This window comes from Sulfitobacter sp. TCYB15, assembly GCF_040435955.1.
GTDB classification, from domain to species: Bacteria; Pseudomonadota; Alphaproteobacteria; order Rhodobacterales; family Rhodobacteraceae; genus Sulfitobacter; species Sulfitobacter pontiacus.
Genome location: NZ_CP159197.1, coordinates 14,554 through 33,057 on the forward strand (window position 1 = coordinate 14,554; position 18,504 = coordinate 33,057).

The 18,504-nt window shown below is 60.1% G+C and carries 17 protein-coding genes and 1 pseudogene; 10 read left to right on the plus strand and 8 right to left on the minus strand.

The window, feature by feature from the left end:
* Positions 1–42 precede the first annotated feature (42 nt).
* Genes ABM428_RS17385 through ABM428_RS17420 form a run of 8 tightly spaced genes read left to right on the plus strand, consistent with a single transcriptional unit; the run spans position 43 to position 7,986 of the window.
* Positions 43–1,074 (plus strand): N-acetylneuraminate synthase family protein, encoded by a 1,032-nt coding sequence (locus ABM428_RS17385; protein WP_353628705.1) that lies wholly within the window; start codon positions 43–45, stop codon positions 1,072–1,074.
* Positions 1,071–2,204, plus strand: a complete 1,134-nt coding sequence (neuC, locus tag ABM428_RS17390) for a UDP-N-acetylglucosamine 2-epimerase (RefSeq protein ID WP_353628706.1) — start codon at positions 1,071–1,073, stop codon at positions 2,202–2,204. The genes ABM428_RS17385 and neuC overlap by 4 nt, the downstream gene beginning before the upstream one ends.
* 26 nt (positions 2,205–2,230) lie before the next feature.
* Complete coding sequence (locus tag ABM428_RS17395; protein WP_353628707.1) at positions 2,231–2,944, plus strand: acylneuraminate cytidylyltransferase family protein; 714 nt, start codon at positions 2,231–2,233, stop codon at positions 2,942–2,944.
* Between the two features lie 9 nt (positions 2,945–2,953).
* Entirely contained in the window at positions 2,954–3,700 is a 747-nt protein-coding gene (locus tag ABM428_RS17400) for an imidazole glycerol phosphate synthase cyclase subunit (RefSeq protein ID WP_353628708.1), read from the plus strand.
* Entirely contained in the window at positions 3,697–4,341 is a 645-nt protein-coding gene (gene hisH, locus ABM428_RS17405; RefSeq protein ID WP_353628709.1) for an imidazole glycerol phosphate synthase subunit HisH, read from the plus strand. Before ABM428_RS17400 ends, hisH begins: the two co-directional genes overlap by 4 nt.
* Positions 4,342–4,362: 21 nt before the next feature.
* Entirely contained in the window at positions 4,363–5,577 is a 1,215-nt protein-coding gene (locus ABM428_RS17410; protein WP_353628710.1) for an N-acetyl sugar amidotransferase, read from the plus strand.
* Positions 5,574–6,746, plus strand: a complete 1,173-nt coding sequence (locus tag ABM428_RS17415) for a polysaccharide pyruvyl transferase family protein (RefSeq protein ID WP_353628711.1) — start codon at positions 5,574–5,576, stop codon at positions 6,744–6,746. Before ABM428_RS17410 ends, ABM428_RS17415 begins: the two co-directional genes overlap by 4 nt.
* Position 6,747: 1 nt before the next feature.
* Positions 6,748–7,986 (plus strand): hypothetical protein, encoded by a 1,239-nt coding sequence (locus ABM428_RS17420; protein ID WP_353628712.1) that lies wholly within the window; start codon positions 6,748–6,750, stop codon positions 7,984–7,986.
* Here ABM428_RS17420 and ABM428_RS17425 read toward each other — a convergent pair.
* The 7 genes from ABM428_RS17425 to ABM428_RS17455 are packed head-to-tail and all read right to left on the minus strand — an operon-like array spanning position 7,983 to position 16,320.
* Positions 7,983–8,588 (minus strand): sugar transferase, encoded by a 606-nt coding sequence (locus ABM428_RS17425; RefSeq protein ID WP_353628713.1) that lies wholly within the window; start codon positions 8,586–8,588, stop codon positions 7,983–7,985. The genes ABM428_RS17420 and ABM428_RS17425 overlap by 4 nt on opposite strands.
* Entirely contained in the window at positions 8,585–9,796 is a 1,212-nt protein-coding gene (locus ABM428_RS17430) for an O-antigen ligase family protein (RefSeq protein WP_353628714.1), read from the minus strand. The genes ABM428_RS17425 and ABM428_RS17430 overlap by 4 nt, the downstream gene beginning before the upstream one ends.
* Positions 9,793–11,142, minus strand: a complete 1,350-nt coding sequence (locus ABM428_RS17435) for an oligosaccharide flippase family protein (RefSeq protein ID WP_353628715.1) — start codon at positions 11,140–11,142, stop codon at positions 9,793–9,795. The genes ABM428_RS17430 and ABM428_RS17435 overlap by 4 nt, the downstream gene beginning before the upstream one ends.
* Positions 11,142–11,927 carry a sulfotransferase gene (locus ABM428_RS17440; protein ID WP_353628716.1) on the minus strand — a complete coding sequence of 262 codons (786 nt, stop codon included), beginning with the start codon at positions 11,925–11,927 and terminating at the stop codon, positions 11,142–11,144. Before ABM428_RS17440 ends, ABM428_RS17435 begins: the two co-directional genes overlap by 1 nt.
* Positions 11,917–13,086, minus strand: coding sequence for a glycosyltransferase (locus ABM428_RS17445; protein ID WP_353628717.1), 1,170 nt, complete (start codon positions 13,084–13,086; stop codon positions 11,917–11,919). The genes ABM428_RS17440 and ABM428_RS17445 overlap by 11 nt, the downstream gene beginning before the upstream one ends.
* A gap of 60 nt (positions 13,087–13,146) precedes the next feature.
* Positions 13,147–14,985, minus strand: a complete 1,839-nt coding sequence (gene asnB, locus ABM428_RS17450) for an asparagine synthase (glutamine-hydrolyzing) (RefSeq protein WP_353628718.1) — start codon at positions 14,983–14,985, stop codon at positions 13,147–13,149.
* A 30-nt stretch (positions 14,986–15,015) separates the two neighbouring features.
* The gene (locus ABM428_RS17455; RefSeq protein WP_353628719.1) at positions 15,016–16,320 is read right to left on the minus strand and encodes a UDP-glucose/GDP-mannose dehydrogenase family protein; all 1,305 of its coding nucleotides are present in this window, start codon (positions 16,318–16,320) and stop codon (positions 15,016–15,018) included.
* Positions 16,321–16,798: 478 nt separating this feature from the next.
* On the opposite strand from ABM428_RS17455, the gene ABM428_RS17460 reads away from it, so the two are divergent.
* Both ABM428_RS17460 and ABM428_RS17465 read left to right on the plus strand, forming a co-directional pair.
* Positions 16,799–16,927 (plus strand): hypothetical protein, encoded by a 129-nt coding sequence (locus tag ABM428_RS17460; RefSeq protein ID WP_353628720.1) that lies wholly within the window; start codon positions 16,799–16,801, stop codon positions 16,925–16,927.
* Between the two features lie 27 nt (positions 16,928–16,954).
* Positions 16,955–17,170 (plus strand): GDP-mannose 4,6-dehydratase, encoded by a 216-nt coding sequence (locus ABM428_RS17465; protein ID WP_353628721.1) that lies wholly within the window; start codon positions 16,955–16,957, stop codon positions 17,168–17,170.
* Between the two features lie 99 nt (positions 17,171–17,269).
* Here the strand turns inward: ABM428_RS17465 and ABM428_RS17470 are convergent.
* Positions 17,270–17,969: pseudogene (locus ABM428_RS17470) on the minus strand (IS6 family transposase).
* Positions 17,970–18,504: the final 535 nt, after the last annotated feature.

Below are 18,504 nucleotides of genomic sequence, written 5' to 3' on the forward strand. Positions count from 1 at the left end.
CGGTGAATGCGGGCCCGAGAATTAGCTTCAAGGATATTCGAAGTGAGAATTGCAGACCGTATTATTGGCCGCGAGGCGCCCCCCCTTGTCATCGCGGAAATCGGCATCAATCATGGCGGATCGCTTGAGACGGCCAAGGAAATGGTGCGGGCCGCTGCTCTGTCGGGGGCCGAATGTGTCAAGCACCAGACCCATTTTGTCGCGGACGAGATGACCGAGGAGGCTAAGTCGATCTTCCCGCCCAATGCGGATGTTTCAATCTGGGAGGTGATGGAGCGCAGCGCCCTGTCGCGCGACGACGAGATCGCGCTGAAAGCCTATGCCGAGAACCTGGGGATGATCTATATCTCCACGCCGTTTTCGCGCTCGGCCGCCGATTTTTTGAACGAGATCGACGTGCCGGCTTTCAAGATCGGATCGGGTGAGGCCGACAATCTGCCGCTGATCCGGCATATCGCGAGTCTGGGCAAGCCAGTCATCATGTCGACCGGCATGCAGTCGATCGACACGATCGGCTCCTCCGTCAATATCCTTCGCAACAGCGGTGTGCCTTTTGCGCTGCTGGAATGCACAAACCTGTATCCCTCACCGCCCGAAATAGTGTCTTTGCAGGGCGTAACGGACCTGATGCAGGCGTTCCCCGACGCGGTGGTGGGATTTTCGGACCACTCCATCGGGCCGTCGATGGCGTTGGCGTCGGTGGCACTGGGGGCCTGCATCTTGGAACGGCACTTTACCGATACGCGCTACCGGCAGGGGCCTGACATTTCGTGTTCGATGGACCCTGCGGAACTGCGGTTCCTGATCGACCGCAGCCGCGAGATCCATACCGCCTTGCATCAGCCCAAGCACCGCACCGCATCCGAAGAGGCGGTTTACCGGTTCGCTCGTGCGTCGATCGTAGCCGACCGGGATCTGCCTGCGGGCCATGTCCTGACTGCCGACGACATCTGGGCGCGCAGGCCGGGATCAGGCGAGATTCCCGGGTATGAATTCGATAAGGTGGTGGGCCGCACCCTGACCCGTGCCGTAACGCGCAACACGCAGCTGAAAAGGGCTGACCTATCCACATGACTGAGGATCGCAAGAGTATCATCTTCGTGACCGGCACTCGTGCCGATTTCGGCAAGATGGAACCGCTAGCCGTGGCCGCACGAGAAGCGGGCTTTGACGTCAGCTTTTTTGTGACCGGCATGCACATGATGCAGAAATACGGCCTGACCAAAACCGAGGTGCACAAGACGGGCGGGTTCGATGTGGTCGAGTTCGTTAACCAGCGCGACGGCGATCCGCAGGACACGATCCTGGCCAAGACGATCATCGGGTTCTCCGATTTCGTCCACGAGATACGCCCCGACCTTGTGGTGGTGCATGGCGACCGTGTTGAGGCGCTGGCCTGTGCACTGGTCTGTGCAACCAATTACATCCGCTGCGCCCATGTCGAGGGTGGCGAGGTGTCGGGCACCATCGACGAGATATTCCGCCACTGCAACACCAAGCTGTCAACCGTGCATTTGGTCAGCTCCGATGTTGCCGCCGGCCGAATCTTGCGCATGGGAGAACCGCAGGATTCCGTACATGTGATCGGATCGCCGGAACTGGACAAGCACGCGGTGACATCGGGGGTCGATCTGGACGAAGTCCGCCGCCGCTACGACATTCCATTCGATGACTACGGTATCGCGGTGTTCCATCCCGTCACATCAGAGGCGAACGACATGGGCGCGCAAGCCGAGGCGCTGTTTGCGGCCTGCACCGCGTCGGGTCGGAACATGGTGGTGATCCTGCCCAATAACGATCCCGGCTCTGACGCCATCATGGCAGTGATCGAAGCTTTGCCACAGGACCAGTTCCGAGTAATACCGTCGATGCGGTTCAACTATTTCTCAGAGCTGCTCAAGAATGCGTCGGCCATCGTCGGGAACTCCAGTGTCGGCGTCCGCGAAGCACCGTTTTTGGGGGTGCCGTCGCTGGATGTGGGGTCGCGGCAGTCGAACCGGTCCGACGCAGGATCGGTCACGGCGTGTATGGCCCGCGACAGTGAAGCCATCGCGTCCTTTCTGGCCAATGAATGGGGTAGCGCGCACCCCGCCTACGACGGCTTCGGGTCGGGATCGGCCGCCGAAGCCTTCAAGACCTTGCTGGCGGGCGATGCGTTCTGGACGCTGCCGTTGCAGAAATACTTTGCTACCCCGCCCGCCTGACCAGGACCGCAGACAGGACATTTATCGTGACTCATTCCCTTGCACCTCTCGCGCTTGCCCTTATCCCTGTCAGGGCGGGGTCCAAGGGCCTGCCGGGGAAGAACGTCCGCCCCTTTGCCGGGCGCCCGCTGTATGAACATGCCGTGCAGCAGGGATGTACCGTGGCCGACCGTTGCATAGTGTCCACCGATATCGCCGATATCATCGCGTCGGGCGGACCGCCAGGCTGTGACGTGCGCGTGCGCCCCGCAAATCTGGCGGGTGACACCGCTCCGATGGACGCGGTCATCACCGATGCCATCGTGGACGCGGGACTGGAGGCGGGCACCATGGTGCTGTTGCAGGCCACCTCCCCGCTGCGGCGCAACGCGGACATCGCGGCGGCCGTGGCCCTGTACCGGACCGGCGCGCATAATCTGGTCATGTCGGTCAGCCGCACCGATCCCGGCCCGCTGAAATACGGCTTTATGACCGACGGCACGTTCTGCCCGGTATCCGGGTCGCGCTTTTGTTTTGCCAACCGGCAGGCGCTGCCGCCACTATTTCGCCCCAACGGCGCCGTCTATGTGTTCGACATCGCCTGGTTCTTGTGCAACGGCAGTCTGGCGACTGACAGGATCGGTGCAGTCGAGATGGACGCTTCTGTTTCGCTGGACGTCGACACACTGGCGGATTTCGAACGGGCCGAAGCCCTTTATTTGTCTTCGCAGGCGCGTGACAAACCCGAAACGACAGGGTAACAAGCAAGGATGCGACTGATTTCACGAATAGACGTCAAGAACGAATGGGCGATTAAGGGGATTCACCTTGAGGGCCTGCGCAAGGTAGGCGATCCCAACACGCTGGCCGTGGACTATTACAAGGCCGGCGTGGATGAAATCGTCTTCATGGACGCAGTCGCCAGTCTTTACAACAGGAACAACCTGTTCGGCGTGATCGAAAAGGCCTGCGAGAACGTCTTTGTGCCGATCGCGTTGGGTGGAGGGATCCGCAGCGTGGCGGATGCGGCGGCGGCGCTGAATGCGGGAGCCGACAAGGTCATCATCAACACCGGTGCGGTGCATGACATCAACCTGATCTCGGATGTGGCCGCGCGTTTCGGATCGCAGTGTATCGTCGGCTCAATCGAGGCCAAGAAGATCGATACCCGCTGGGAGGCCTATATCGACAACGGCCGCGAGGTGACGGGTCTGGATGTGGTCGACTGGGCGCAGACGCTGGAAAAGGCAGGTGTGGGCGAATTGATGATCACGTCGGTCGACAAGGAAGGCACGCAGCGGGGGTTCGACGTGCAGCTGGTTGCCGCCGTGCAAGAGGTCACGCGTCGTCCGATCATCGTCAGCGGCGGCTATGGCCAGCCCAAGCATCTGGATGCGTTGCTGGCAAAGGTCCGGCCGAGTGGCATCGCCGTGGCCGCAGCGCTGCACTACAAGAAACAGGAAGTGGCCGAGATCAGGGCGCAGATGAATGGCTACGAGGACACGGACCCGTCATGAGCAGGATCGAAGTTGCTATCGTTGATTATGGGATTGGCAATCTCAAGAGCGTGGCCAACGCGGTCGAGCATCTGGGTGCAGTGCCGCGAGTGTCGTCAGACACCGCCGTGCTGGATGCCTGCGACCGGCTGATCCTACCCGGGGTCGGTGCTTTCCCACATGGCATCGCAGAGCTGACAGCGCACGGGCTGCGGGACTTCCTGGGCACCTATGTCGCCAGCGGACGGCGCTGTCTGGGGATCTGTCTGGGCATGCAGCTGCTGCACACCTGCAGCATGGAATTCACGAAAACCGAGGGTTTGGACCTACTGGATGGAACCGTAGACCATCTGACCCGCTATGCCACCGATCCCAACAGAGTATACCGGATGCCCAACGTGGGCTGGTTGCCGCTGGAGAGTGTCACTGACACCGGCGATTTGGCTGGCCGCATGCTGTCGGGTGTCACGCCGGACGATACGGTCTATTTTATCCACAGCTACGGGGTGCCCGCCGCGGCTCCCGATGTCGCGGCGGTATCTCGCTGCGACGACCTGCGCTTTGCCAGCGTAGTGGCGCGCGACAACCTTGTCGGCACTCAGTTCCACCCCGAAAAAAGCCGGGAAACGGGTCTTGGCATGCTGAAATCATTTATATTTTAATTTTTAAAAGAGGTTTTCCCCATGGTCGACCAATCCAAACTCGAAGCATTTTTCGGGCTGCCTAACCAAGTCGCATTTTGCAAAAGCTGCGTCATTTCCAATCAGCGCCCCAGCTCGACCGTCGAATTCAAGCACACCCGCAATGAAAAGAAGGCCACGATCGGTTTCAACGAACAGGGCATTTGCGATGCGTGTAGCTATCAGCAGGTCAAGGCACAGGAGATCAACTGGAAGGACCGTGAGGACAAGCTGGTCGCCCTGCTGGACCGGTATCGCCAGAAGTCCGGCTATGACGTAGTTGTGCCCGGCTCGGGCGGCAAGGACAGCGCGTTTACGTCGCATGTGCTGAAATATCGTTACGGGATGAACCCGCTGACGGTGACTTGGGCACCGCATCTGTATACCAGGATCGGTTGGGAAAACTTCGAGGCTTGGTGTCATGTGGGCGGTCACGACAATATCCTGTTCACCCCCAATGGCAAGCTGCACCGCTATCTTACACGCGCGGCCTTCCACAACCTCCTGCACCCGTTTCAGCCCTTCATCGTTGGCCAGCGCATCATCGGCCCGATGATGGCCGCGCGCTTTGACGTGCCGCTTGTGATGTACGGTGAAAACCAGGCCGAATACGGCAACAACGTCGACGACAATTACGTGCCGACGATGGATCGCAAGTTTTTCTCCACCCAGGACCCGCTGGAGATGGTGCTGGGCGGAGAAAAGGTCAGCGATATCCTTGAAAAGACCGATTTCACACTCAACGATTTCGCACCCTACATTCCGCCGGACGCCAGCTATCTGCAAAGCAAAAACGTCGAGGTGCATTATTTGGGTTACTACCTGCCGTGGGACCCACAGGAATGTTATTACTACGCCGTCGAGAACACCGGTTTTCAGGCCAACCCCGAGCGCACACCCGGCACATATTCCAAATATTCGAGCATCGACGACAAGATCGATATGTTCCACTACTTTACCACGCGGATCAAATTTGGCATCGGCCGGGCGACCTATGACGCCGCGCAGGAAGTGCGCAACGGCAAGATCACCCGCGAAGAGGCGGTCCACCTTGTGCAGAAATACGACGGCGAATTCCCGGCCAAGTTCTACGAGGATTTCTTGGAATACATCGATACCACCGATGATGAATTCTGGGCCACCGTGGATCAGTTCCGGTCGCCGCACTTGTGGAAAAAAGACGGCACGGAGTGGACGCTGCGCCATCAGGTCACATGAGCCCGCTCAAGGTTTTGCACCTGGCCAGTTTCAGCGGCAACATCGGTGACAACGCAAACCACATGGGGTTTCGCCCCTGGTTTACGGAACGTCTGGGACGGCCGGTGGACTGGACCGACCTTGAAATGCGCGAGTTTTTCTGGAAAGAGCGGGCCTTCGACGGGGATTTCGCTAATTTGGTTAACAGTTATGACGCGCTGATCATCGGCGGCGGCAACTATTTCGAGTTGTGGGTCGAAGGATCGCCCACCGGCACCTCAATCGCCATCCCGCCAGAGGTCTTCGACCGGATCACCGTGCCGGTCTATTTCAACGCGCTGGGGGTGGACCCCGGTCAAGGTGTGCCCGACAGCTCGCGCCGGAACTTCACCGCATTTCTCGACAAACTACTGGCCTCCGACCAGTATCTGGTGACGGTTCGCAACGACGGCGCGGTCGATGCACTGCTGACACATATTGGTGCCGATTACGCGGCCGCCGTACACCATGTGCCCGATAGTGGTTTTTTCGCGCCTATATCGTCCGATGACGCGCCGGATATTCTGAACGCGGATGCGCGCTATATCGGAATTAACGTGGCCAACGACATGGCTGACGTACGCTTTGCTAAATTCAACGCGTCCGATGGCAGTGCGGCGTTTGCGGCCGAATTCGCGGCCGCCCTGACCCGATTGAGCGAAGACCACAGTGACGTGCACTTCATACTGTTCCCGCATATCTTCCGCGACGTTGAGGTGATCTTTCAAGTGCTCGACAACATGGGCGACCGGCTGCGCCGGAAGCGGGTGATCGTCGCCCCCTACGGCAGCGGCGATGCGGCAGCGCGTGTGGCACTTGGTCTGTATAAACAGTGCGAAATGGTGCTCGGGATGCGGTTTCACGCCAATGTCTGCGCGATGGGGGCAGGGCGCCCGACGCTGGGTCTGGTCTGCTACCGTCAGATCGCGATGCTTTATGCCGAACTGGGTCATGGTGACGCGATGGTCGATGTGTCGGCACCAGGGTTCGCGCAGATACTGCTTGATCGGGTGAACGGTGTGCTGGCCGACCTGCCTGCCCACGAAGCCCGCGTGCAGGATGCGAGACGTAAGTTCACGCAGATGCGCACCGGGTTCGAACCGGCACTGCAGGACTGGTTTACTACCAACGGGCTGGGCTACCGCACCTGATATGGCAGACCTCGCGCCCTTTGCTGCGAAACGTCCGCTGCTGATGTCCTACGGCGGTGGGCATGCGCAGATCATGGCTGCCGTCGCCGCTGGGCTGATCGCGCGTGGCAGCACGCCTGACCTGATCGGGCTGACTACTGCCGCGCGGTTTTTCGCGCGGCGCGGATTGCCCGCCCGATCGGTGCTTGCCCTGCAAGACGAAGCTACCACCTGCACCGATGCGGGCGATCTTGCCTTTCTAGAGAATGTGACTGCAGGTCAGTCGCACCCCGATATCACGCCCGCGCAGACAGCCGCTTATTTCGCCATCGGCTACCGCGATCTGGTCTGTCGGATAGGCACGCGTGCCGCCCGTGAGCGAGTCACTGCAGAAGGTCGCAGGGCGTTCCTGCCGGTTGAAGCGATGGTGCGGTATCTCGAACGCACGCGTCCCGATGCCGTCGTCACCACCACCAGCCCGCGGTTCGAGCACGCGATGCTGCAGGCAGCACGCCGTCTGAGCATTCCGTCGCTGGCAATCAGCGACCTATTCCTGATCCGCGAACGCGACTGGATAATTCCCGGCCCCTATGCCGAACATCTGAGTGTCTTTGCAAACTCGGTGCGTGAGGATCTTCTGCAAGCGGGCCTAGCCGGCAGCGAAATCCACGTGACAGGCAACCCCGCGTTCGACAGCCTGCGCCCGGCTCCCGACGACGCGGTCCGGCGCGCGGCACTGCGTGCCCACTTGGGGGTGACAGACAAAACGGTGATCCTGTGGCCCGCAGCCCAAGTGGGCGCCCGCGGCCGGTCGGGCGCTCCCTATGCTGGACCGCAGGATCTGGTGCCGGTTTTCGAGCGGCTGTGCCGGGCCGATCCCGACTTCACCTATATTCTGCGCCCACATCCCAACAGTGCTTTCACACTCGGGTCAGGAGCTTATCACGGCTTGCTGGACAACGGCAAGCTGAGCCCCGAAGAGGCGTTGCTCGTCGCCGATGTGGTCTGTGCCGAGGTCAGCACCATGGGGTTGCAGGCGGCATTGCGCGGCATCCCGGTGATCTGCGTGAAATATGCCGAAGACGCCGTTTATCCATTGCACGGTCTCGCGCGTGCGGTACCCGATCTGGATGCGATGGCCGCCATGTTGCTGGCCCGCGATTTCGACAAGGGCAGGCAAAGCATCGATATGCCACCGCTGGGCACCGCCACCAGTAATGTTGTCGACCTAATCGGACGCATTGTCGGCGCGGGTACCTAAAAACTGTTGCGCCGGCCGACTTTCACTACCGTGCGCAACAGCAGCAACAGATACAACTTCACTGATCGCCCTTCCAGCCATGTCAGTTCGTGGAAACAACGTTGCGGAATGCCGCCGCTGGTATGACCGACCTGCGCTGGACCAGTGATACCGGGCCGATAGATATGGCGGGTCTGCCAGTAGGCGGGGTCGTAATCGACTTCTTGGGCGGGGGTGTCGGGGCGCACGCCTACCACCGACATGTCCCCGCGCAAAACGTTGAAAATTTGTGGCAACTCGTCGAGATGGGTTTTTCGGATAACGCGCCCAACCGGCGTGATACGCTCGTCGCCGACCTGAGTGGTCTGAAAGGCAGCCCGCGCCTTTTGCTTATCGGCCAGCGACTGGCCCACGATCTCCCCACTGCTGGATTCGGGTCCAGATTTGCGCATCGAGCGGAACTTGAAGATTGTAAACGGATCCCCCCCGCGCCCTACACGTGTCTGGCGAAAGATCACCGGAAACCCGTCATGCAGCACGATCGCCACGGCAATTAACAGCATCGGTAGACCCGCAGCAGCCAGCATCAACAGCGCAAACAGAATATCGAACAAACGTATCATAACAAGAGCCTTTCACGATCTGGGTGCTCAGCCTGGCCTGCCACTTGTTTCTCGGTGACACGCCTGCGCCGCAGAAACGCGACGATCAACGCGAGTATTATCATTACTTGCACCGCCCTGTCCGCGCCAAACAGCAAGGCACTGGTCAATCCTCCTGCCAATACAGCCACGCTGATTGCGGCGATATAGAAACCTCCCGCTGGATCGACGCGGTGGACGGCACCGTAGCCCACCAGCCAGAGTGAACCACCCACCCAAACCGCGATAGCCAGCCAGCCCAGACCGCCCAACTCTACCATAAGCTGGATATAAGTATTGTGGAAATGCGGATAAGCATCGTATGTCAACGTGTTCTGCGGCACCAGTTCGGATGTCGCCCCCCAGCCCCAGCCCAGCCAAGGGCGTTCCAGCCACAGTTCCCAACCCACATCGAGCAGCGCCAGCCGCTGCAGCGTGGAAAAATCTTGCTGCTGCCGGAACACAGACTGCAGCGTCGGCAAAGCTGCGTATAGAAGGCCCAGCACGACTAGCAGGATAACGACACGCAGCCAACGCGCACCGATCAGGAAATACATTGGACTGACGAGAATGAGTAGGCTAACGGCCATGTTAGAGCGGCTTTGTGCCAGAACCTGCGCAAACATCATCAACAACGGCAGCAGCAGATATATGTTTCGCCTCGTTTTTATGAACAGCGTTATCGAGGGAACGACACCGCTGAGAAGTAGAAATAACGAACCCTCGTTGCCACCACGCCCGATGAAGATATGCGGCGATCGGGTAACACCGGTGAACTGTCCAGCAACGCCTAGCAACGCCACAATGGTCGCGGCGATGACCATTGCGTGCATCAGCGGTTCGATCCGGTCTGGCCTGCGCAGATAGATCGTCGCCAGTACAAAGATTAGCGCATAAATCAAAAGCTGCACGAGCTCGGCCAGGATCCGACCCGTTATCGGCGACAGCAGGGTAATAACCGTCACCAGCCCAACGCAGGTCACCGCCAAAAGCGTCGGGCCGCGCGGGAAACGGGCCGGCGGAAGATAACCGTCTTCGGATACGAACAGAAGGATTAAAGCTATCACGGCAAGATGGATCTGGCCCGCACCCAAAGCCAGAAAACACAGGACATGCCGGATCCTGCACAGACCCCTGATCTTCAAGATGGACATGACAAGCGCGACGGCCGAGATCGAAAGCGGTATCATGACCTGTTCCGGCTGCGCAGGCGCAGCATGATCTGGCTCACAAGAGCCCTTACATCATTCCGACTGACCACCGATCGCAATCTGGTTCGCCGCGCGATCCGCCACGCCATGCTTGCGTTAAACCAAACCAGGCCAAGAGCCGCACCACAGGCCGCGCCGAAAAGGCCGAACAACGACCCCAGACCGAGAATTCCGCCCAAGGTCACAAGGATACCGATGAGCGTTAGGACCGCATAGGCGCGGCTTTGTCCGGTCGCGACCATCAACGGCCCTGTCGGACCCGACAGGGCGTTAATCAATTGCCCGACGGCCAGCACCCTCAGCACAGGGGCTGCCGCGATGAAGTCGGCACCGAACAGCCCCATGATCGGGGCAGGCGCCAGCATGAGAACCGCAAAGACCGGCAAGGTGATCAACATGGTCAAGGCAGCGCTGCTGCCGATGCAGGACTGAAGCGCCGCACGGTCGCCGGTATGCCACAGCTCGCTGAACAACGGGGCCGCGATCGTGTTGACGGCCGCGAGGCCGAAGATCATCAGCCCCGCCACCCTTGCCGCGGCGGCATAGATACCGATTTCTTCGGGTGTGGCGATGAATGCCAGCACGATGACGTCCCCGCGCGACATGAACCCCGCCATCAGACCCGCAGCGGCCAGCGGCAGCCCCATGCTTAGCCAGACCTTGACGCCGGCCGGGGCAGGTGGGGGCGGGGTGCTGTCCTGAACGGCACTGCGACGGCGCAAGGCCATGATGATCAGGGTCGCGGCCATGGCACCGGTCAGCACAGCCTGGAAGGCGATCACGTGGGACACCTGCAGATCGGCCCCCGCCGCGAGGACCATACCGGCAAGACAAAGCAGGCCGCCTGGCAGGATCACCTGTTCGCAAATCTGTGCCGCCAGCACCCGTTTGTCTCCACGCATGATCTCCTGGCCCAGGCGCAGCAGGGTCAAGGCACTGAGCAGCAGGATCGATACCGTCAAAAGCGCGGTTCGGAAGGGCTCTTCCAGCGATACACCCCAGACCTGCGTCAGGCCCAGAATCGTCGCTGCCACCACGGTTGTGGCCAGAACCGATACCAGTATTCCGGTGCGTATGAAGGCCTGACGGTGCACGGGATCGCCATCTGCATTGCTCATCGGAATGACACGCACGGCAGCTTGGATGAACCCAAGCGATCCGATGACCGCAAGCAACCCTGCTAATTGTATCGTATAGACGTAGTTGCCATACATGTGTGTGCTTAACACCCGGGCTAAGGCAATCTGTGCCAGCAAGGCGAAGGCTACACCGCCGATTCTGACGGCGAATGAAAGACCGGCACCCCTGAATAGCGTCCTGTCCATCACGGTGCCGCCGTGGCTCCGTGTGCGACTGCATCCAGAACCCGAACCGCCTCGTGGGCCCGACGCACACGTCTGCCGCCTGACAGGTGGCGGGTCAGTATCCGTTCCAGCCAATTCGCCGGAGCGCTGACTGTTTCGGGCCGCACAAGGGCACGTGCGGCAGCGATATCGTCCAGTCCAAGTCCGAGCTTGTCAGAGGCGGCTTTCAAGACGTTGTCAGGGTCGGTCATAAGCCGGTCGCTCGACACAACATGACACCGTTCGGGATGGCTGACGGTGAAGGCGGCTATGCGTTCATTATAGACGGCATAGGCACGGGCGAACCGTCCGGGGGCATCCGGTCGCCAGTAAATCTGGCTGCCCATTCGGCGCAGCAGGGAGCTCAGGACCGGCGCGGGCGGGCGGTGAATGAACAGGAACCGCGCTTGTGGGTAGCGCGCGAACATATCCAGAAACAGGGTCGATTGGGGCGTCTTGAAACCCCAGCGCGGCCCCAGGGTCGCGAATCTGCTTGCGATGACCTGCGCCAATTCCTGGTGTCGGGCATCGGAAACATCCAGCGGCCGATCGATCCCACGGAACCATTTTGCCCCGTTGTCGCGCAAGGTGGCCTTGTGAATATTCAGGATCGCGACATCCTCGAAATGACCGTGCGGATTGCTGATATCCGCGCCCACCATGTCGTCGTGAAATGGTAGGCCCGAACGCTGGATCATGCTGCCCAGAAGCGAGGTATGACTGCGGTGCATTCCCGTAACGACAAGAAAGCGCTTCTCAGATGACATGGGGCGATGTCTCCCTCGCAATGTTTTCGGGTACACCCGCCTGAAGATAGGCCGACACTATTCGGTCGCAGACATGCTCGATCGACAGGCGCTGCTCGACTTCGTTGCGCGCCCGTGCGCCGCGGCTGGCTCTCAAGTCCGCATCGCCCGCCAACCTGTCGAGGTTGGCCGCAAGTGCCGCCACATCCCCGATCGGTGTGACCTGTCCGGCCTCGCCATCGGCGGTCAGTTCGCTCAGCCCCGCGATATCGCTGCCGACCCACGGCAGGCCCATCGACATCGCCTCGATGATCGAGTTGGGAAAAAACTCGCCCGAAATCGAAGCCAGGCAATAGATATCCATCGCGCTGAGCATCTCTGGAACGTCAAAGCGCCGTCCGGCAAAAACCACACGGTCGGCACACCCTAGATCGCGGGCCAGGTCCTCGACCATGGAACGGGTCTTACCATCGCCAACCAGCAGAACCGCCAGATCCGGATGCCTGTCCTTGAGCTGCGCTACTGCCTTGACCAAAATGTGCTGACCCTTGCTGGGTCCTCCCTGCGCGGGAGATCCGGTAAAGGCACCCGTGGTGCCGACGACGATCTTTCCGGTCAGCCCAAGCGCCTGTCTCTGGACGGCACCATCTACGCTTTCGGGCTGGAATCGCGCCAGATCGACACCGTTGTAGGTCACACTGATCCTGTCGTCCGGCACACCGAAACTCAGCAGGCGATCACGGGTCTTCTCGCAAACCGCCAGCAGTACGCCCGGCGTGCGTTTCCATATCTTATTGCGCCACTGGTGAGTGTCGCGTTCTTCGACACCGCGTACGCTGGTCACTGCAGGGATACGCTTGCCGGCCAGCCGTGCCGCCGTCACCGCAAGGATGGTCGCGGCCGCATTATGGCCGTGGATCACATCGGGGTTCTCGGCAACGATCAGGCGCCGCAGGGCTGCCACGGCCCTGACTACGGCACCCAGACGGTGCCTGTCGGGGGCCAGTTCGGGAATGATGTGCACCGGGAAATCGGCCGCGCGCACGGTATCGGTATAGGCCCCGCCCGAAGTGGCGAACGAAACCGTATCGCCACGACTGCGCAGTTCGCGCGCAATAACCAGCGGCTGGGTGCCCGGCCCCATGTCTGGTAATGTGGAGCGCACGGTGAGAATATGCATTTGAGCCTGCCTTTCGTGACTTTTACAGGGTGTTCCGCGCAGCGACCGCCGCGTGACCGATCATGGCCTATCACCGCGATGTGGGGCGGCTTGTGCTAGGGCCAGCATCTGCGGGTCGCGGTCGATGAACAGGCGGAACCATATTTCCAGCGAGATCAGCGCGCGCAGTTGCCGGGTATAGTTGGCCTCGCCCGCGATATGGGCCTGTAACATGCCGGTCACGGTCTTCTCGGATACGATGCCGCGCGCGCCAAGTCGTCCGTCCAGCAGAATCTCGCGGCAGTAATGCGCCAGCACCTGCCGGAACCATTCGCCCACCGGCACGGTGAACATTTGCTTTTTGCGGTATGTCAGTTCGTCGCCCAAAAGATCACGCATGGCACTTTTGTAGATCGCCTTGGTCTCGCCACCGGTCAGTTTCAGGTGGCCGGGCATGCGAAACGCAAATTCGGCCATCCGGTAGTCCAGAAACGGCGACCGCACCTCGAGCGAGTTGGCCATCGCCATGCGGTCGGGCTTGACCAGATTATTGCCCGGCAGCAGAGTCGTGGTTTCGGCGTAAAGCACCCGGTTAATCGAATCCTGATGGCCGGCCCGCTGGATCTGGCGCGACAGGGCGCGGTAGGGATCTACATCGTGGAACGCCGCGTGCAGGTTGCCGGTCAGCAGCGTGGCAGGTTCGTCGTCCTGCAACAGTCCCGCGCGGCGCACGAAGTCGTCTTCCCAGTCATCACCCAGATGACCGGTGCCGCCGCCTGGAAAGAAATCGGCGTACTTGTCATAGCCTGCGAACAGCTCATCGCCGCCGTCGCCAGTCAACACCATCTTCACGTCCTGCTTGGCCAGGGCCGACACCTGATCCATCGGCATGAAGGAGACATCGCCGTGCGGCTGGTCCACATGCCAGATAAAACGCGGCCACAGCGACACGGTATCGGCCTGCATGATCTGCACCTGATGGTCGGTGCCGAACCGATCGGCGGCCATGCGGGCAAAGCGGGTCTCGTCAAAGCGTGGATCGTCGAAACCGATCGAGAAGGTGTGCACCGGCGTGTCCTGATAGGCGCTCATCAGGCCGACCACCGAAGAGCTGTCCAGCCCCCCCGACAGGAAGGCACCGAATTTCGCATCCGATCGCATCCGCACACGGGTCGCATCGTCCAGTAGGTCGTAAAGTTCCTTTTCCGCATCCGCCTTCACCATGCCGGGGTCGGGTGTGACGTCGACCAGATCCCAATAGGGGGTCAAGGTTATCCCGACGGGCGTGATTTCGGCCATATTCGCCGGGGGCAGGTGGCGAATATCTTCGAACGCCGTCGCGGGCTGCGGGATGTAATTCAGCGCCAGATACTGCGCCAGCGCGTCCATGTCAGGCTGGGCCGGCACGCCCGCGGCCAGCAAAACCTTGATCTCGGAGCCGAACCACAGCTGACCCGTTTCAGGTGTGCCGTGATAGTAAAGCGGTTTGACACCCAACCGGTCACGGAACAGCCACATCGTTTCGGCTTGGCGGTCCTGCACGGCAATAGCGAACATACCGTTCAGACGGGTCACGAAATTGGGGCCCCAGGCCTCGAAGGCGCGCAGCAGCACCTCTGTATCGCCGGTGGTGTCGAACCGGTGTCCGGCGCGGCTCAATTCCTCGCGCAGCTCAATGAAGTTGTAGATCTCGCCGTTCTGGACCAGCACGATGTTGCCATCATCGGAATACATCGGCTGATTGCTGGCGGCGCTTAGATCGAGGATCGACAGGCGGGTGTTGCCAAGGGCTGCACGCGCGTCGACCGCCACACCCACGGCATCGGGCCCACGGTGCCGAATCGCGCCCGCGATATTCAGCAGCGCGGCCTCGGTCAGATTGCCGGGGTCGAAACAAAAATTACCAAAGATGCCGCACATGTCACCCCCCCGCCCCGAACGCGAAACCCGTCATCGACCCACCGCCACGTAACGCTTGAACCCGGCGGCCATCGTATCGCCACAGCTATAGACATTTCGCAGGTCGGCCATGTGCGGATGGGCCATGGCCTGTGCGATAGTCGCCAGATCGAGCGCGCGGAATTCATTCCATTCAGTCAGTATCACCAGCGCATCGGCACCTTCTGACGCGGTATAGGCATTGTCGTGCCAGTCCACGCCGGGCAACAGCGCCTCGCCCTCCTTGCGGCCTTGCGGGTCGACAACGCGCACACGCGCCCCGGCCCCGACCAGTGCGGGCACGAAGGTCAGCGACGGCGCCTCACGCATGTCGTCGGTATTGGGCTTAAACGTCACCCCCAGCACCACGATGGTCTTGTCGTTGAAGCTGCCGTCACACAGGTCTTGCACCTTGTCGAGCATCCGCCTCTTGATCCCTTCGTTCACGTCGATCACCGCTTCAACGATCCGCTGGGGGACGGCGTGGTCCTGCCCGATCCGGGCCAGTGCACGGGTGTCTTTGGGAAAGCACGATCCACCATAACCAGGTCCCGCATGCAGGAACTTGCCGCCGATCCGGTTGTCCAAACCGATGCCCCGCGCCACCGACTTCACATCCGCGCTGACCTTTTCACACAGCGCCGCGATCTCGTTGATAAAGGTGATCTTGGTCGCCAGAAAGGCGTTGGCCGCGTATTTGATCATCTCGGCGCTTTCCAGATCTGTGGTGACGATGGGAAAATCGCGCAAGTAAAGCGGCCGGTAGATCGCCTGCATCACCTCGGCGGCGCGGTCGTCGTCGACACCCACCACAATCCGGTCCGGGCGCATGAAGTCGTCGATCGCGGCCCCCTCGCGCAGGAATTCGGGGTTTGAGGCGACGCCGTACAGGTCGGCATGGCAGATCCGCCCAATGATCTCGTGGACCTTGCGGTTGGTGCCGACGGGCACGGTGGATTTGGTGACCACCACTGTATAGTCGCTGATGAAGCTCGCGATTTCCTCGGCGGCAGCAAAGACGTAGGACAGGTCCGCATGTCCGTCGCCGCGCCGTGTCGGTGTGCCCACGGCGATAAAAACTGCGTCAGCCCCAGCGACGGCCGATTCCAGATCGGTGGTGAACGACAGACGCCCGGCCGCGACATTGCGGGCCATCAAGTCGTCCAGTCCGGGTTCATAGATCGGGACATGACTCGCATTCAAACTGTCGATCTTGGCCGCGTCCTTGTCGACGCAGACGACCTCGTGGCCGAAATCCGAAAAACAGACCCCCGAGACAAGGCCGACATAGCCGGTGCCGATCATTGCAATGCGCATTCTATATGTCCTGTTTTCCTAAAAGGTGGCGGCCGGGCCCATGCCCTGCAGTCGCGTTTGCGGGCGGCACCGCGGCCCATGACGGTCGCGCAGCGTGGTTTGCGCCGGGGGTCATGGACCGCATGCGGAACTGCACTGTACGGGGCAGGGTGCCCACCATGTCCATTTCGGACGCCGGGACGACCGTATTGTCGATTCTGTGCGTCATGCCAATTCAAGTTTTCAATCAATGCATGCGTTCGAAATGTCACAAACCGTTTCATAGGGCAACCGAAACATTGCCACGACAGGGACATGGGGGGTGCGGGTGCGGATTTCCGGTTTTTCAACGGGTCCAACCCTCGCGCTTTCTTGTGATCCCTGTGCATCACGGGTCCTTGCGCGACAGGTGTTTGCGAATCGGGTATTTTTTGTGGCGGGACAGGTGTGCGATGGCTTTGACTGTACATTGCGCATATCATACCGGACTGACATTTTCATGCCACGGCTTCCGGCCACCGGCACCGCAGGCTTTATCGGCTTTTATCCGGTGCGACTATTGCCGGCACAAGGCCAGCAAGTCGACGGCTTCGACTCTATGACGAATTACTACGTTGTGGCGCTGTAGAAGGCGCGCCGCAATATCCTGCTGGCCATGCCGGGCTACAGCGACACGGTCGCCATGCTCCAGGATATGGTCGCACTGACCACCGCGGCAAAGGAGTTCCAGTCCCAGATGATCGTCCATCTCGCAGTACAGGCCGGGGTCCGCTACTTCCTGGAACACCCCCGCGCCTATGTCGAAACCAACCTGATCGGCACCTTCGACGTGATAGTCCTGGCACGCATCCATTTGTGCACCACCTGCTGATGGCCTCGACCTCTTCGGTTTAAGGGGCAAACATCCGGTTGCCCTATGCAGGGGACCACGTGGTCGACACGCCGCCTCCGAGAAGGCGAATGAGGAGTGTTATCCCGTTAACTCCCCGAGCTTGCAAGTTGGAGTGCCGATCGTTGACCAATCGACTTTTGTCGCGGACTTCCACGCCTCGAATGCTTCGAGTCGTTGGTAGCAGCTGGTGAGCGCGGAACGACGGAGGGTTGGTACAGATAAGGAATCGGGAGTTGCAGATTGCATCGAGCTGAAGCGCTGTAGACTACCCGGCAATCGGAAACCCTGCATCACCTGCTCTCGTTTTCGAAAAGGAAGATGGCTGTTTTCTGCATGGTTATTGGCCCCCTCGTGGGACCAATGATCAAAGGCTGGCACTACCTCGCGTTTAGCTGCCCCGCACGAGCGCAGATTGACTGTAATAATCCTTTTAGGAACGATGCCCCAACGTTTCATCAATCTGACTAAAAGCCATTTGGCAGCGCGCTCGTCTCGCATGAATTGAAGGTTTTCTTCAAGAACGGTGCCGTGTTTATCGACCGTGCGCCACAGCGAGTATGACCGGCCCGCTATCCTCACGACAACATCGTCTAAGTGCCAGATATCGCTGGGGCGCGGCCGCCGTTGCCGCAGAAAGTGACGATCAAAGGCCGAACTTGACGGTCCAGCGCTTGATAGTCTCGTACGAAACGTCCACGCCACGTACCAGCATCAGCTTGCCGACCTCTCGAACGCTCTGGCTGAACCGGACGTAGAGCCATACGATGTGAGCGATGATCTAAGGCGGAAACCGATGGCGCTTATAGCTGAATTTCAATACCTGCATCGAAATCCCCCACGCCCAGATCAATGTACAAGTAACCTCGGCCCGTTAACGTGATAACACCGCTGAGCGACCCGCTCTATATCGAAGTCACCAATTCCTGTCAACAGCAAACTAGCAAAATACGCATCTTGGGCGACTACGCCGTCACTTTACTTCAACACCTCTTTGTCAGCTATGAAGTGACAACAAGATGTAATGCGTGAGTGTGTAGCGAAGTCAGCCGGCAGAAGAGGATGCGCGATTTTCGGGGATCTCAGTCGAGTAAGTCTATCCTCTCAATCCGCTCCCAAAGCATCTTCACCGACAAAAGCCTCCAGTTTGTTCGCCCGCAGGGCACTACTGCATAAGCTGCCACGTTTGGGCTTTTGCGATCGAGTATGCCTCGCAAGTTACCGTTCAAACATCATCGTTTTCCACGCGAGACGATCCTGTGTGCAGTACGCCGGTGTCTGCGGTAACCGCTGTCCTATCAGGTTGTCATTAATCT